The sequence below is a fragment of the Methanobrevibacter millerae genome, from assembly GCF_900103415.1.
Classification (GTDB): Archaea; Methanobacteriota; Methanobacteria; order Methanobacteriales; family Methanobacteriaceae; genus Methanocatella; species Methanocatella millerae.
Genome location: NZ_FMXB01000002.1, coordinates 105,207 through 119,180, shown reverse-complemented (window position 1 = coordinate 119,180; position 13,974 = coordinate 105,207). Strand labels below are relative to the sequence as shown.

The 13,974-nt window shown below is 38.7% G+C and carries 21 protein-coding genes; 13 read left to right on the top strand and 8 right to left on the bottom strand.

The features are described 5' to 3' along the window. The first annotated feature begins 3 nt into the window (after positions 1 to 3). Both F3G70_RS01750 and argH read left to right on the top strand, forming a co-directional pair. Positions 4 to 156: a 30S ribosomal protein S27ae gene (locus tag F3G70_RS01750; RefSeq protein WP_149730994.1), complete on the top strand. Its 153-nt coding sequence runs from the start codon at positions 4 to 6 to the stop codon at positions 154 to 156. A 55-nt stretch (positions 157 to 211) separates the two neighbouring features. Continuing rightward, positions 212 to 1,633 carry an argininosuccinate lyase gene (gene argH / locus F3G70_RS01745; RefSeq protein ID WP_223165978.1) on the top strand — a complete coding sequence of 474 codons (1,422 nt, stop codon included), beginning with the start codon at positions 212 to 214 and terminating at the stop codon, positions 1,631 to 1,633. A 170-nt stretch (positions 1,634 to 1,803) separates the two neighbouring features. On the opposite strand, the gene F3G70_RS01740 is transcribed toward argH, so the two are convergent. Then, entirely contained in the window at positions 1,804 to 2,031 is a 228-nt protein-coding gene (locus tag F3G70_RS01740; protein ID WP_149730993.1) for a hypothetical protein, read from the bottom strand. Between the two features lies 1 nt (position 2,032). Then, a complete protein-coding gene (locus tag F3G70_RS01735) occupies positions 2,033 to 3,052 on the bottom strand; it encodes an ATPase (RefSeq protein WP_149730992.1) in 1,020 nt (339 codons plus the stop codon). 83 nt (positions 3,053 to 3,135) lie between these two features. Here F3G70_RS01735 and F3G70_RS01730 point away from each other — a divergent pair, with 83 nt between their 5' ends. Then, on the top strand, positions 3,136 to 3,705 hold the full coding sequence (locus F3G70_RS01730; RefSeq protein WP_149730991.1) for a phosphatase PAP2 family protein: 570 nt from the start codon (positions 3,136 to 3,138) through the stop codon (positions 3,703 to 3,705). Here F3G70_RS01730 and F3G70_RS01725 read toward each other — a convergent pair. After that, entirely contained in the window at positions 3,694 to 3,984 is a 291-nt protein-coding gene (locus F3G70_RS01725; RefSeq protein ID WP_149730990.1) for a hypothetical protein, read from the bottom strand. The genes F3G70_RS01730 and F3G70_RS01725 overlap by 12 nt on opposite strands. 121 nt (positions 3,985 to 4,105) lie before the next feature. Between F3G70_RS01725 and F3G70_RS01720 the strand changes: the two genes are divergently transcribed. From F3G70_RS01720 to F3G70_RS12370, 5 genes are all read left to right on the top strand, one after another. Next, positions 4,106 to 7,570, top strand: coding sequence for a DEAD/DEAH box helicase (locus F3G70_RS01720; RefSeq protein WP_149730989.1), 3,465 nt, complete (start codon positions 4,106 to 4,108; stop codon positions 7,568 to 7,570). 287 nt (positions 7,571 to 7,857) lie between these two features. Further along, the gene (locus tag F3G70_RS01715) at positions 7,858 to 8,448 is read left to right on the top strand and encodes an acyltransferase (RefSeq protein WP_149731069.1); all 591 of its coding nucleotides are present in this window, start codon (positions 7,858 to 7,860) and stop codon (positions 8,446 to 8,448) included. A 75-nt stretch (positions 8,449 to 8,523) separates the two neighbouring features. Continuing rightward, the gene (locus F3G70_RS01710; RefSeq protein WP_149730988.1) at positions 8,524 to 8,685 is read left to right on the top strand and encodes a rubredoxin; all 162 of its coding nucleotides are present in this window, start codon (positions 8,524 to 8,526) and stop codon (positions 8,683 to 8,685) included. 76 nt (positions 8,686 to 8,761) lie between these two features. Next, on the top strand, positions 8,762 to 8,899 hold the full coding sequence (locus F3G70_RS12375; RefSeq protein WP_149730987.1) for a rubredoxin: 138 nt from the start codon (positions 8,762 to 8,764) through the stop codon (positions 8,897 to 8,899). A gap of 12 nt (positions 8,900 to 8,911) precedes the next feature. Continuing rightward, on the top strand, positions 8,912 to 9,022 hold the full coding sequence (locus F3G70_RS12370) for a rubredoxin-like domain-containing protein (protein ID WP_149730986.1): 111 nt from the start codon (positions 8,912 to 8,914) through the stop codon (positions 9,020 to 9,022). Between the two features lie 30 nt (positions 9,023 to 9,052). Here F3G70_RS12370 and F3G70_RS01695 read toward each other — a convergent pair whose 3' ends face one another. After that, positions 9,053 to 9,649: a YigZ family protein gene (locus F3G70_RS01695; RefSeq protein WP_149730985.1), complete on the bottom strand. Its 597-nt coding sequence runs from the start codon at positions 9,647 to 9,649 to the stop codon at positions 9,053 to 9,055. Positions 9,650 to 9,720: 71 nt separating this feature from the next. On the opposite strand from F3G70_RS01695, the gene F3G70_RS01690 reads away from it, so the two are divergent. Continuing rightward, positions 9,721 to 10,119, top strand: a complete 399-nt coding sequence (locus F3G70_RS01690; protein WP_149730984.1) for a hypothetical protein — start codon at positions 9,721 to 9,723, stop codon at positions 10,117 to 10,119. Between the two features lie 5 nt (positions 10,120 to 10,124). On the opposite strand, the gene arfB is transcribed toward F3G70_RS01690, so the two are convergent. The 3 genes from arfB to F3G70_RS01675 are packed head-to-tail and all read right to left on the bottom strand — an operon-like array spanning position 10,125 to position 11,852. Next, positions 10,125 to 10,817: a 2-amino-5-formylamino-6-ribosylaminopyrimidin-4(3H)-one 5'-monophosphate deformylase gene (gene arfB, locus F3G70_RS01685; RefSeq protein ID WP_149730983.1), complete on the bottom strand. Its 693-nt coding sequence runs from the start codon at positions 10,815 to 10,817 to the stop codon at positions 10,125 to 10,127. 10 nt (positions 10,818 to 10,827) lie between these two features. Next, positions 10,828 to 11,310 carry an RNA-binding protein gene (locus F3G70_RS01680; protein ID WP_149730982.1) on the bottom strand — a complete coding sequence of 161 codons (483 nt, stop codon included), beginning with the start codon at positions 11,308 to 11,310 and terminating at the stop codon, positions 10,828 to 10,830. 38 nt (positions 11,311 to 11,348) lie between these two features. Next, complete coding sequence (locus tag F3G70_RS01675) at positions 11,349 to 11,852, bottom strand: type II toxin-antitoxin system antitoxin SocA domain-containing protein (protein WP_149730981.1); 504 nt, start codon at positions 11,850 to 11,852, stop codon at positions 11,349 to 11,351. A gap of 252 nt (positions 11,853 to 12,104) precedes the next feature. Here F3G70_RS01675 and F3G70_RS01670 point away from each other — a divergent pair, with 252 nt between their 5' ends. The 4 genes from F3G70_RS01670 to F3G70_RS01655 all read left to right on the top strand — a co-directional run bounded on the left by F3G70_RS01670 (position 12,105) and on the right by F3G70_RS01655 (position 13,522). Next, positions 12,105 to 12,335 (top strand): LSm family protein, encoded by a 231-nt coding sequence (locus F3G70_RS01670; RefSeq protein ID WP_149730980.1) that lies wholly within the window; start codon positions 12,105 to 12,107, stop codon positions 12,333 to 12,335. Positions 12,336 to 12,396: 61 nt separating this feature from the next. Beyond that, the gene (locus F3G70_RS01665; protein ID WP_149730979.1) at positions 12,397 to 12,585 is read left to right on the top strand and encodes a 50S ribosomal protein L37e; all 189 of its coding nucleotides are present in this window, start codon (positions 12,397 to 12,399) and stop codon (positions 12,583 to 12,585) included. A 136-nt stretch (positions 12,586 to 12,721) separates the two neighbouring features. Next, positions 12,722 to 13,132 (top strand): hypothetical protein, encoded by a 411-nt coding sequence (locus F3G70_RS01660; RefSeq protein WP_149730978.1) that lies wholly within the window; start codon positions 12,722 to 12,724, stop codon positions 13,130 to 13,132. A 15-nt stretch (positions 13,133 to 13,147) separates the two neighbouring features. Then, positions 13,148 to 13,522 carry a hypothetical protein gene (locus tag F3G70_RS01655; protein ID WP_149730977.1) on the top strand — a complete coding sequence of 125 codons (375 nt, stop codon included), beginning with the start codon at positions 13,148 to 13,150 and terminating at the stop codon, positions 13,520 to 13,522. Here F3G70_RS01655 and F3G70_RS01650 read toward each other — a convergent pair. Next, positions 13,519 to 13,866, bottom strand: coding sequence for a hypothetical protein (locus F3G70_RS01650; RefSeq protein WP_149730976.1), 348 nt, complete (start codon positions 13,864 to 13,866; stop codon positions 13,519 to 13,521). The genes F3G70_RS01655 and F3G70_RS01650 overlap by 4 nt on opposite strands. Positions 13,867 to 13,974 lie beyond the last annotated feature (108 nt).

Below are 13,974 nucleotides of genomic sequence, written 5' to 3'. Positions count from 1 at the left end.
TTTATGGTAAGAAAATCTGATCTTTACAAAGTGGATGGAGACAAAATTGAAAGGAAAAACCAAATTTGTCCTCGTTGCGGTGAAGGTGTATTCATGGCAGACCATGGTGACAGGGTAGCTTGTGGTAAATGCGGATACACTGAAATGAAAAAATAAGATTTTTAACTAAATCTTTTTTCTTTTTTTTAATTTTTTTTAAGTTGTGATTCTTGTGGATAATATAAGAAACGGCAGATTTAAAACAGGAATGACTGATGAGGCTGCTGAGTATACCTCTTCTCTGGAAGCTGACAAGGAGATTTTTGAAGCTGACATTAAAACTAATTTTGCGCACACTTCAATGCTCAAGCATACGGGAATAATCGATGCGGACATTGCAGACAATATCTTAAGCGCCCTTGATGAACTTAAGGATGAAGGATACGGTGCTTTAGTATTTGATCCGTCAGTTGAAGACGTTCACATGGCAATCGAAAACTATGTGACCTCCAAAATCGGACCTCAGGCCGGATACATGCACACTGCAAAATCACGTAACGACCAGGTGGCAACCGATATCAGGCTTGTTTTAAGGGAGCGAATCATCGGAATCCAGATAGGAATTCTGGAGTTCATTGAAGGCATTGTTGAAATGGCGGGCGAACACTTGGAAGACGTTTTCATCGGATTCACTCACCTGCAGCATGCGCAGCCGATTACGATAGCACATCATCTGATGGCTCACGCTCAGGCTCTTAAAAGGGATTATGAACGTTTGGAAGACACTTACAAGCGCGTTAATTTAAATCCTTTGGGTTGTGCAGCTATGGCTACCACCAGCTTTCCGATTGACAGGGAATTGACCACCAAATTACTGGGCTTTGACGCTTATCTTGAAAACTCAATGGACGGCGTTTCAGCAAGAGATTTTATTGCGGAAACTGTTTTCGATTTAACCAGTTTATGTACCACATTATCCAAAATCTGTGAAGAGCTGATATTGTGGAGCACATACGAGTTCGGTGTTATAGAAATGGCTGATGAGTATTCATCCACTTCATCCATCATGCCTCAGAAGAAAAACCCTGACGTTGCAGAGCTGGCACGTGGAAAATCAACCATAGTCAATGGGGAACTCGTAACCATTTTAACAATTCTCAAGGCCATTCCCTATACTTACAACAGGGATTTGCAGGAAATCACTCCTCATTTATGGAATGCCCTTAAGGTAAGTGAAGACACATTGTCAATTGTCACCAGAATGCTTCTTTCCGTTGAATTCAACACCGAAAGATGCGCCGAGCTGGCAGGCCGCAATTTTGCAACTGCCACAGATCTGGCAGACATCATGGTCAGGGAAAGGAATATTCCGTTCAGGACAGCACATAAAATCGTTGGCCGTATAGTTAACGAAGCCACTGCAAGCGACATGGCTGAAGAGGACATCACTTCACAGTTCATCGACGACATTGCAGTTGAACTGGGCTTTGATAAACTTGAACTGGATGATGAGTTAATTCAAAACGCTTTAAATCCTAGGGAAAACGTTAAAATCAGACGTGTTCTTGGCGGACCGGCTCCGGAAATGGTTGAACTGGCTAGGGATAATATCAAAATATTTTTAAACGAAGAATTCGAGAAAAAAGGAATTTAAATTCCTTTAACTTATTTTTTTAGGTTTACCTAAACTTTATATATTAATTATTACAAAAATAGTATTGGCATTGTTATGCTAAGATTGGTTAGTAATTATTCTGAATTAACGGAATTACTTGAATCTGATTCAAGTAAGGCTCAGCTTCCGTTGATACTGATTATTACTAATTAATCCAATTCATCTAAATCGTCATCATCTTCAAAATCTTCTTCTTCTGGAATTTCCTCATAATCTCCGTTGACGTATGCTTCATGGATTTCGGCTGAAAGTTCCTCATCGCCTTCGATGATAGGGCCTGTGTAATCGCAGTCAAAGCATTGCCAGGTTGACCAGTTTTGAGGAATAATCCATTTCACTTTTCTGGAGCCGCATCTTGGGCACATTTTGAATATCATGTTATTTTGTTTTGTAGAAACTCCATATTAAATCTAATGCCTCGCCGGGTTCAAGTGCCTGGGAACGGGTTTCTCTTAGGATTCTTTGTATGGAATATTTCTTCATTGAAGGATATTTTCTGTGAACCTCATAAAGAAGCGGACATCCGAATCCTTTAAACTCTCTTAAATCATACTTTCTGATTAAGGATTTTATCTCTTGCTTGCCTGCTGATAAACTTGCTGGAAGGTTCAAGCGATATAATGAATCGTCCTGTTTATTTATGCATTGTGTACCTGTTGCAAGCATATCTCCGAATATAATTATTGGGATTTCGTTTTCAATTGCGTAATTCTTTACAATCTGTGAAGTGTTTTTGGAACACCTTCCGCAGGGATGCAGCTTGCCTTCCAAGGATTCCCGGATAACGTCTGCGTAATCCGCCTTTAAATATTCATGCTTTACGTTCAGAGATTCCGTTATCGTTTTAATGTTTATTTTATACTGGTTCGGAAGGATAATCGTTCCCGGATCGACCGTAACCGCTATCGGATTGAATCCTAATGATTTGGCTAAAATAAGTGAAAAGCTGCTGTCGACGCCGCCTGACAATGCAACAACGGCATCGGTGCTTTCGGACTGCTTGAAATGGTTGTTATTAAGGTAATTTTCAAAGTTGAAGCTATAAATATTTTTTAATTTATCCTCAATAGCTTCAGATAAGTTATTAATGCCGATTAAATCCAAATCAAGGTTATTGATTGTCTTCAGGGATAATTTCAATTTGTATTCCTTTTGAAGAAAATCACCGTAGCTTTCGACATGAATGCTTTCAAGACCAAGTTTTTCCTTTAATTTGCCGACAACCCAACCTCCCTTTCCGATGATGGCGGACTTGTCAGGTCTGTCTTCGGTTATTATCCACATTTCATTTGTATTTTCATCAAAGTAAATCTCTTCTATGTAGATGTTGACTTCGTCATGGCCTATTTCACGCCTGATGGCATTAACTTCACTCAATATAAATTCCTTGTCGTACAATCTCTCACCAAAATCATATCTGTTTCTTTTCTGTTATAAATTTAAATATCATGAAGTATTAACTTTAATATGAGGTTTTTAATTTGTCCAGCATTAACGTCGATTTATTTTATTTTATTAATCACAGTCTGCAGAATCCATTATTTGACAGTGTAATGCCTTTCGTAACTGAGCTTGGAAGCTTTGTTGCAATGCTTGCGATTTGCGTTATTGTAATCATACTGTCAATTGTTTTCAAAAAGCAGACTATTAAAAGAATAGCTCTGATGTGTCTGCTTTCACTTCTGATTGCTGACGGCATTGCTTTAGTTTTAAAAACCCTTATATTTGAGCCAAGGCCATTCATCACCTTTGGCGATGTTCATCTGCTTGTGGTGGAAGACGATCCATTTTCATTCCCATCAGGCCATGCCACATCAACCTTTGCCGTTGTGGGATTTCTTGTATTTAAGTTAAGAAATAAGCTATGGAGCGTTATATTAATATTATTCGCTCTTATCATAGGATTTTCAAGAATCTACGTTGGAGTCCACTATCCTCTCGACGTTATAGCGGGAATGATTCTTGGAGTATTGACCGCTTATCTTGTCTATAAATATGAAGATAAGATATTTGATTTGTTGGTGAGGGTTAAGGAAATTTTAGTCCCTTAAGTCGCTGATTTTTCCGATGTATTCGAAGTCATCCTTGTTGTCAAGGTATTTGACGCCTATTTCCTTTCCGTCGGGATAACGGGTTATTATAGACATTCCGTCATCAACGTCAATTGTGATTCTTTTAATGTTGTCTCCGCTTTCTGCTTCGATTACTGTAACGTCTCCGTTTTCAACGAGCTTTCCATCTTCAAAGTCATTGCTGATATCTGTTGAGTACCAGTGCTGCGGCAGTTTCAGCCTTAAGTCCAAATCGTCAAGTAATTCTTTCAAATGCATAATTAACACCTTCGTTAATATTAGTTTGAATTGAAAGTTATTTAAAGATTTTGTAACTTTTCAAGGGTTACTCGGGTGCAACCTTATTTCTTATTATAAAGAAAATTCATATATTAATGTAATGAGTTCGGAGTTTGCAGACATCTGGCTGGAAAGCATTAAGAAATTGGATAATAAAAATCACCTCAAACACGGTGAAATCTATTCCAAGGACGGAAGCGTCAGGGATTTCAGGATTGATGACAATATGGTTGAGGCCCGTGTTGAAGGAATCCCTGGGGATTTTTTCAAGGTCAAAATCGAATTCAAAAAGCTGTCCCCTAGAGATAAGGGAAAATTAAACAAATTGATTAAGGATAATCGTCAGTTGCAGACAATCATTTTAAATGATGGCCTTCCAAGGGATTTGTTTTTAAGTGATGTTAAAATCATTCCGGATTCATTGAGTGACTTTAAAATGTCATGTGACTGCAAAAATACTGGTTTGTTCTGTAAACATAAGGCTGCTGTATTTCATTATCTTTCAAGAGAGATAGATAAGAATCCCTATTTATTGCTGACATTAAGGGATTATCATGTAGATAAGTTATTTGAATCCGGAAAGAATCCGATTGCCTCAATAGATGACCTTTTATCCGAGAACAGGAAATTCACGATGCATGATTACATTGACGCCGATGACGTTCCGCTTTTGATTAACGACCTGAAATTCCGGTTAAATAATCATGCAGGATTCTTTTCAAGCAATACGGTATCATTTAAGGAAATTTTAATCGACACCTTAAAGACTTTCGGCATTCTGGTGCAGAGAGTCAATAATTTTCATGTTTTCCATTCCACTTATGTTCACTACATTAACTTCGGAGATTCCTTCAAGCTCAGGACAGATGACTTAGATTACATTTTCCGGAAAAAATGGCATCATCCTGAAAATTGGGAGAAATTCCACATTAACCTTGACGGCAATTACAATCCCACCAATTTTGAAACGGGTAGGGCACTGAATTTCAGATTAAAAAACCTCAAGCATGCGCTTTTTGCGCTCTTTGCCGAATTCAAATACAGCGATATTAATTACTACAATTCCGATTTGAAGTTTCTTTATGAGATATATCTTTTAACGTCAAGATTAATATCCAAAAATGCACTGATACCTCAGTTTTTCAAGCTTAAAAACGGTGAATATGCCATACGCTGGATACCATCATTCAATGACACGGTTTCACAGCTGATTGACAATCTTGCATACAAATGCCCTGATGATTTGATATCCTATGAAGGCAAGCCTTTAGGCAAATACGAACAGGTTGTCGTAGCCATTTCATTGTTTTTCAGCGGATTTGCAGCTTATGCATCGTATAACGCAAAGTCCTCATTAATGGATTCCATGAAAAGCAATATCTATTATCAGCTGTTTTTCTTCAAAAGCCAGGTATTTCACGTTAAGGGTGATGAAAAGGCAATAAGCAACTGGCTTGCGCCTTTATATGAAAATGAATCAGACTTCAAGTTCCTTCTGGAGGTCACGCAGGAAGATGAAATGTTTTTAATCACTCCAAAAGTCATCATTGACGATGAAATGTTCATTTTAAGTGATATCCTTGAATCCGGCGGATACCCGAACATTGTCAGAAGCTCCAGAATAATCACTGACATTTTCACTAGATATCGGTGGGATGTTGATTTAACTGATGAAATAAAGATGGACATTGCCGACTTTACCTTTTTCAACTCAACAGTTGTTTACGGGTTCAGGAACATGGGCATCGAAGTTGTATTGCCGGATGAGCTTACAGTCACCAAAAGTGCAAAATTATCTCTGGTAAGCGATGAAAACATATCCTCCAAAACCTCACTGACCCTTGATGATTTAAACAGGTTTGACTGGAAGGTAGCAATCGGTGATGAAAGCTTCTCATTATCCGAATTTGAGGATTTATCCCAAAATTACAATGGCCTTGTAAAGTTAAATAACAAGTACGTCAGAATAAATCCTGATGATTTAAGAGCCATTGACAGACAGACTGATTTGATACCGGTCAACCCTACCCAGAATGACCTGATGCATTTCATACTGAGCGGAGATATCGAAAAACTCGATATAGGTATTAACGATAAGCTCTCTGAAATGATAGATGATTTGCTGGAGTTCAAGGACGTTGATGTGCCGGATTCGCTTAACGGAGAGCTGAGGAATTATCAGAAGGTCGGATTTTCATGGCTCTATCAGAATATGAAAATAGGATTCGGATCCATCTTGGCCGATGATATGGGGCTTGGAAAAACGATACAGGTTCTTGCAACGGTATTATACCTTAAGGAAAATGATTTGCTTGATGGAGATGTTCTGGTAATAGCTCCCACGAGCCTTCTTACAAACTGGCAAAAGGAAATTGAGAAATTCACACCGTCCCTTACCTCATTCATATACCACGGACCAAACAGGAATCTTCCAGATGATGACGTGGACATATTATTGACATCATATGGCATTGCACGCCAGGATTTTGACCTTTTAAAGGATTTGGACATATATTTATGTGTCGTTGACGAGGCCCAAAACATTAAAAATCCAAGCGCAAAACAGACAAAGGCCATCAAGGCACTTGAAGCCAAACACAAAATCGCCCTGTCAGGAACTCCAATCGAAAATCGCCTCGCCGAGTACTGGTCAATATTCGACTTCATTAATAGGGGTTATCTCTACAGCTTAAACATGTTCAATGAACGCTTCATAAAGCCTATTGAGAACTATCATGACCAGGAGGCTCTTGATACATTCAAAAAGATTACTTCCCCATTCATTTTAAGGCGTCACAAAACCGATAAGGACATCATAAAGGACCTTCCGGACAAGTTCGTCAATGACATCTACTGCAATCTGACCCTAAAGCAGGCTGCAATGTATGAGGAGACTTTAAACGTATTATTAAGAGATGTTGAAGACAGCGAGGGAATAGCCAGAAAAGGACTTGTCTTAAAGCTAATAACCTCCCTTAAACAGATTTGCAACCATCCGGCGCAGTTTTCCAAATCGAAAAAGATGTCTGTTGGCGAATCGGGCAAGATGGAAGTCCTCGTCAACATTCTGGAAAACATTTTAGATAATGATGAAAAAGTGTTAATATTCAGCCAATACGTCCAGATGGGTGAAATACTCAAGGAACTGATAGAAAGGCACTTCGATGAGGAGGTGCTGTTCTTCCACGGACAGCTGTCACGCAAGAAACGGGACGAAATGATCGACAAGTTCCAGAACGGCGATGAAAACCGGATAATGGTATTGTCCCTTAAGGCCGGAGGAACGGGACTTAATCTGACAGCCGCCCAAAACGTCATCCATTATGATTTGTGGTGGAATCCTGCAGTTGAAAACCAGGCAACCGACCGTGCATACAGGATAGGCCAGAAAAACAATGTCATGGTATACAGGTTCATCACGACGGGAACCTTTGAGGAGAGAATTAACCAGATACTTTCCGAAAAGATAGAGCTGGCTGAAGTCGCAATCGATTCAAAAGAGTCATTCATCACCGAAATGAACAATGATGATTTGAAGGAAATGCTGAAACTTCGAAGATTTTGATGAATCTGAACCAATTAATATATATACTAATGAACGATATAAATTAAATCATTAACATAGTCAATTAAATTACATAAAGGTTTGATATTATGGTAAGATTTTCATCATCACTTGAGGATAAACCAACGGAGAGGAGAGAAAAACAAATTCCAGATAACTTCGAATTGGAGTATTCAAGGTTAGCTGAAAGACAATCTCAAAGGCCGGTATATCAACAGGAACCGCCACGCTACGTTGAAAGGCAGCCTCAGGTAATCGAAAGGTCAAATGACTACGATACATTGATTATGGATGAAAAACCACAGGTAAGAGAACCTTTACAGTTCAATCCCAGGGATAACATCCACTTCGGCGTTGAATACGCACCCGATTCCAAGCCTCCGGTAATCGGAAACAATTACACGATAAGGTCAAACTCAATTATCTATAATGACGTGGTTATCGGGGACAATTTCAGAACCGGACACAATGTGGTGATTAGGGAAAACACCAACATCGGAGACGACGTCTTAATCGGAACCAACACCGTAATCGAAGGTGACGTAATCATAGGAAACGACGTAAGCATCCAGTCCAACGTATACATCCCGACCAACTCCGTTATTGAGGATAACGTGTTTATAGGCCCATGCGCCTGTTTTACAAATGACAAGTATCCTGTCAGAATAAATTATGAGCTTCAGGGACCTCGCATAAGAAGAGGTGCTTCAATCGGAGGAAACACTACTTTCCTATCAAACGTCGAGATTGGTGAAGGATCAATCGTTGCAGCCGGAGCTATTGTAATTCATAGCGTTCCGCCGTTTTATCTGGCCATTGGAACTCCGGCACGTATCAAGCCGCTTCCGGACCATTTGAAGGTTCCAAACAAATTATAATCTTTTTTTCTATTAACTATTTATACCATCTTTTTTAAAGATATAACTATATCAAAACAAAGGAGACTGTTTTTTATGGCTAAATGGAAATGTAAACTTTGCGGATTTGAATATGATGAAGATGAAGGATTACCTGATCGTGGAATTGATGCTGGAACTCCATTTTCTGAAATTTCTGACGCATTTAAATGCCCAAAATGTGGTGTTGGTAAAAAAATGTTCAAGCAAGTAGAATAGTTTATATAGGAATTATACTATAAATTAAATTACTGAAAAACAAAAATGATATATTATTATTAAAGGAGATGATATCATGGCTAAATGGAAATGTAATATGTGTGGATACGTATATGACGATGATGCAGAAGGAACTGCTTTTGAAGACCTTCCAGATGACTACAAATGTCCAATGTGCGGTGCTTCCAAAGATATGTTCTCTAAAGTAGAATAAGGAGGCTAATAAATGGCATTTGTTTGTAAAGTATGCGGATACGTTCATGAAGCAGATGAATTACCAGAAGATTTCACCTGCCCAATGTGTGGCGTTGACGCAAGCAATTTCGAAGAACAATAGATTTTGTTCTTCAATCTAATTTTTTTTTAATTACTTAACCAGAACCTCTTTGTCCTTGAATTCAATGATGATTTTATCGCCGTATTTTTCAAATATCTTTTCAATGTCCCTGTTGTCCTTGGAAACGACATCATAGATGACCTTGTCTGAATACTCCTTGTTAATGACTTCCAGCTGGTTGTTTCTCACTTCACCGTCAATAGTTTTGATTTCTGAGTATTCGAAAACTAATGTATAGACATCATACAAATCCACTTCAAGGATTTCGGCTTCATTAATTGCTTCAAGAACAGATTTGGAATATGCTCTTACAAGCCCTCCCGCTCCAAGCTTGATTCCGCCGAAATAACGTGTAACGACAGCGGTCACATTATGCAGTTCGTTTTTTCTCAAGACATTGATCATAGGTTTTCCGGCCGTTCCGCCAGGCTCGCCGTCATCGTCAAAGCCTTCGCCGTCAGTAACGATATAGGCCGTACAGTTATGGGTGGCATCGTTATACTTCTCATTGACCTTCAATATTATTTCCTTGCTTTCCTTTTTGGTTTTGGTTGGAAACAAATGGCATATGAACTGTGATTTCTTGACATTTATTTCACTTTGAACCGCTTTTGCTATCGTTTTCATAATAATCCTATAACTTTATATAAATGGTTATACATATTATTGTTATTAATTTTTTTCTAAAGGTGTTAAAAATGACAAGTCGTCCTGCGGTTGTTTTAGTTGTTCTGGCAGTAGCCCTCATTGCATTTTGCTTTGCGGGAGTTTTTGCATCAATGACTGGAACATATCACTTAAATCTAGATTTTGGAAACAATAATAGTAGTGAAAGTGGATTCTTTGGGAATTTAACGGAGTTCAATGGCGGCGGTAATGCTCCAAGCTCAGGCAGCGGTTCCGTTCAGACCTATGAGGATACAAGCTCCAGTTCAAGTTCCGAGTCCAGCAGTTCCCAGGACAGTGCTCAGCAGCAGTCTGGTGAGGCTAATCCTCCTGAAAGTGGTGGTTCATCTGATGGTGGCCAATCCCAAGAGGGTGGTAGTAATGGTGGCGGTAGTAGCAGTGATGGCCCAGTAGTCACAACATCCGGTTAATTAACCTAAAAATCAAGCAGCTTTTCAACGTCAAAGATTACCGTATCGATTGCAAGGTTAAAGAGCTGCTGTCCGTATTCTTCATCGACATAGACGCCGTTTTCCTCAACGTCCCTTGCGCCTTCTTCGATGTTCGGATCATTTTCACGTGCCTGTTTAAATCCGTGCAGACCCACTTCAACGTATTTGTTCACGTCGGCCTGGTTTTTAAGTTCATCTTCATTTAAAATGCCTAAAACCTTCCCCATTGACAGCTCGCCGCTTCCGGCATGAGGGCCTTCGGTTGATATTATTTTATTGTTGAATATTATTGATAAATCGGTTTTGTCCTCAATTTCCCATAATTCGGTCATTAACGGCAGGTTTCCACCATGTGAATTTACAATTACGACCTTTTCAATGTCTAAAAACTTTTTAGCTGAGTTCAATGTTTCGATAACGTTCTCTTTCAGTGTGTCAAGGGAAACGTGCACTCCATGGTCAATTTCGTCCAGTTCGTATGCAGGAAATATGACTCCCAAAAATTTGGCTCCGCACCTGAGTGACGCCTGAAATGCGATGTGTGCGCCTATCTTTGCGTCTGTATCAATCGGCAGTGCCGGGCCATGGTTTTCAAGGTGTGATCCGAGGGCAATTATTCCAATCTTGTGGACTCCGGGATTTCTGACATTTCCTGCCCTATATCTTAATTCAGCCATCAAATCACCTTCACACTTCAAAGTTCCAGATGTCGTCTCCAACGTAGTGCTTGGTTTCAACAGCCTTTCCGGAATCGTTTTCAACCATTTCTTCGCCGGTTATAAGGCTGACTCCAACGGCCAGGGGCTTGCCGTGAGTTTCATCAATGATTAAAACGATGTCGCCCGGTTCGATTCCGTCATCTGCAGCTACTATTCCTGGACTCATGATGTCTGCGCCGTTAGTTACAAAGCGTATGGCTCCCATGTCCACGGTAACCTTTTTCCCGTCTATTTCATTGGCAAGAGCTGCCTTGAGTGTTGGAAATGCCTTGTCATCAATCATTATGATGTAAGGTTCACCGTCGACCAGAATGAATGAATTTGGTTCGGCTTCAAGGATTTCTACTTTTTTCTTGTTTTCAAGCAATCCTCCATATTCTCCCAGTTCGCTTTTTATCTGCTTTATTTTTTTCTTTTTTAGAAAATTTCTTTTTTTCACTTTAATTGCCATGATTTTCCCTGTTAGTTTTATTAATTAATACTATGGATTTATAAATTAATAAGTTTTTTTCTAATCGAATATCTCGAATTCCTGAAATATACATAATTGTAATCTATTTCGTCGTTGAAATCAGCTATTTTAAATGGAGGATCCTTGCTTACGTATTTCAGTAGTGTTGTTGCGTTTTTTGTGATTATGTGTCTGATGCTTAAATCAATCAGCTCCTCCTTCTTTTTTGGGAACTTGACGTCGGGAAGCTGGGTCAGATAGTATTTGTGCAGCGTGGTGTTGTAGTATGCCTGCTTTTTGAAGTGTATTTTCCTTTTTTCTATCAGCTCTTCGGTAATCTTGGAGAAGTGCTTGGACTGAATACCTTTTTTTGACTTGATGTAGGATTCATGAGTGAGGGAATGGCCGTATATCTCATAATAATTGAAATCTATGAAATATAGGGATGTTATTATCACGGTTTTTCCTACATGGGGCTTGTCGTAGCAGTTCGCCAGTATGTAAATCAGGAGTTTTTTGTATTCGGATTCGTTGAAACGCATAGCATTTTTAATCTATTAATCCGAATAATATATAAGGAAATTGTAAGAGAGCGTGTGATAACTATTTTTTTCCTTTGAAAATAACAACCTTTATATATTAGTTTGATTATATAATTTATTATTAGTTTTAATTAGGTTTTGTCTTATCTAAACTTGATTATATTATTTCTAATACATGTAATTGTTCAAAAAACGATTACTTTTTTAAAAAATTTATAAAAAATACAATTAATGGTAATATAAGGTGATATAATGAGCGGACAAAATGTTCAAAGACCACTCGATGCATTAGGCAAATCTATCGATGCTCCAGTTTTAATCAAACTCAAAGGAGACCGTGAATTCAGAGGTATACTCAAAAGCTTCGACTTACACATGAACCTGGTTCTCAACGACGCTGAAGAGTTACAGGACGGAGAAATCAAAAAGAGATTAGGTGTTGTTCTCATCAGAGGAGACAATATTGTTTATATTTCACCATAAATATTATTCAATAATTGTTTAAGATAACTGCAATATTTTAAAATGATTAGGAGGTGTATCAATGTCCAAGGGAACTCCATCAATGGGTAAGAAGAATAAAAAGACCCATATTAGATGCAGAAGATGTGGTAGAAATACTTACCACGTACGTAAGAAAGTCTGTGCTTCTTGTGGATTCGGTAGATCCAGCAAATTAAGAAGATACAGCTGGCAAAATAAAAAACCAACTACCAGACAAAGATTGGTTTAAGTTGGTATAAAGTTATTGGAGATTATTAAATTAATCTTCATTCAAACCCACTTTTTTTAATTATCACAAAAGATTTCCATCAATACTTAACGTTTATATACTTATTTTTTCAAAATTAGCTTTGAGGGTGTTTTTAATGTCAGAATTAAACGATTTAGCTTTAAAGGAAAACATTAATTTGGAAGAATGCATTGTCTTTACAAAAGACGGCGGGGACAATCTGGCCGTCAATATTGATTTTGTAGGCATCAAGCAAAGACAGGACAAGATGATGGGCGTTAATTTCGCAATGTCTCCAGCACAGGTAAAGCAGCTGGACGAATTCTTCTCCGATGTCAAAACCGGTGAATTATTGTATTATGACATTTCCCAGACTGGTTTCATTCCGGTCAACTACAGGGGGATGTCCAACATCACAAGAAAGCCCAGCACAGAGTCCGATGCGATTTTTGAAGTTACTCTGTTGATTGAGCCTGCACAGAGCATTCCGAAGGACAATTACTTCGATCCGACCTGCGCATGCTGCAGCCTTCATCACATATACTAAAAGGGGGATTTCACTATGCAGTTCGGCGATGAGCACTATATCAAGATATCAAAAAAAGATGGTGGGGAATCCATTGAAATCCATGAAGATTACGTCAGAATACGTGAAAACGAAAAGAAACTGATGGTTTTCAATATCAAGGCTCCTATTTTTGAAACCGAAGATATCGAAAGGTTTTTTGATGGATTTAATGCTTCTGAAAGGTTAATGGTTAATATCTGTGATACGGGTAACTTTGAGGTTAAATTCAGGGGACTTATTGACGGAAAGGAAAAGAACTTCTCCCAAAATTTGGACCACAAGCTATTGCTGCTTGAGGAAGCCCGCTGTCAGATTAAAAGGGAATTTAAAAGGGTATCTAAGTGCAAACCTCGAAAGACTTCCGATTAATACTCCTTTTCAATTTCATCTTCAACGGCGTCCCAGAATACCTGTGCCCAGCCGTTTTGAGCGTCGATTACCAAGTCAAGCAGCCTTACCTTACCGTCTCTGAATCTGAATAGTCTGTAGTCTGTCTGCGGCTTTTTGGCGGTGCCTTCCTTGTTGCAGTCAAGATATATTCCTTCGCTGTATTCTCCTTCAAAGTCTCCGGCTTTTATGAAGTCTCCAACAAGGGAAAATCCATTGGTTACACTTTTATCAAGCTCTTCTACTGTTTTCAGCCAGCCGCCCTGGGCTCTGAATTTTATGTCTGGGTCGATGTTTGTTATTTCTTCTTTCCAGTTTAATATCATAATTACCAAATCCTTTAGTTGCTTTTTTAATTTTCCTTATATATAAGCAAAGAGTAAGAGCGTCTGATAAGTAATATTATCACAATTGTTATATATGATGAAGTTTAT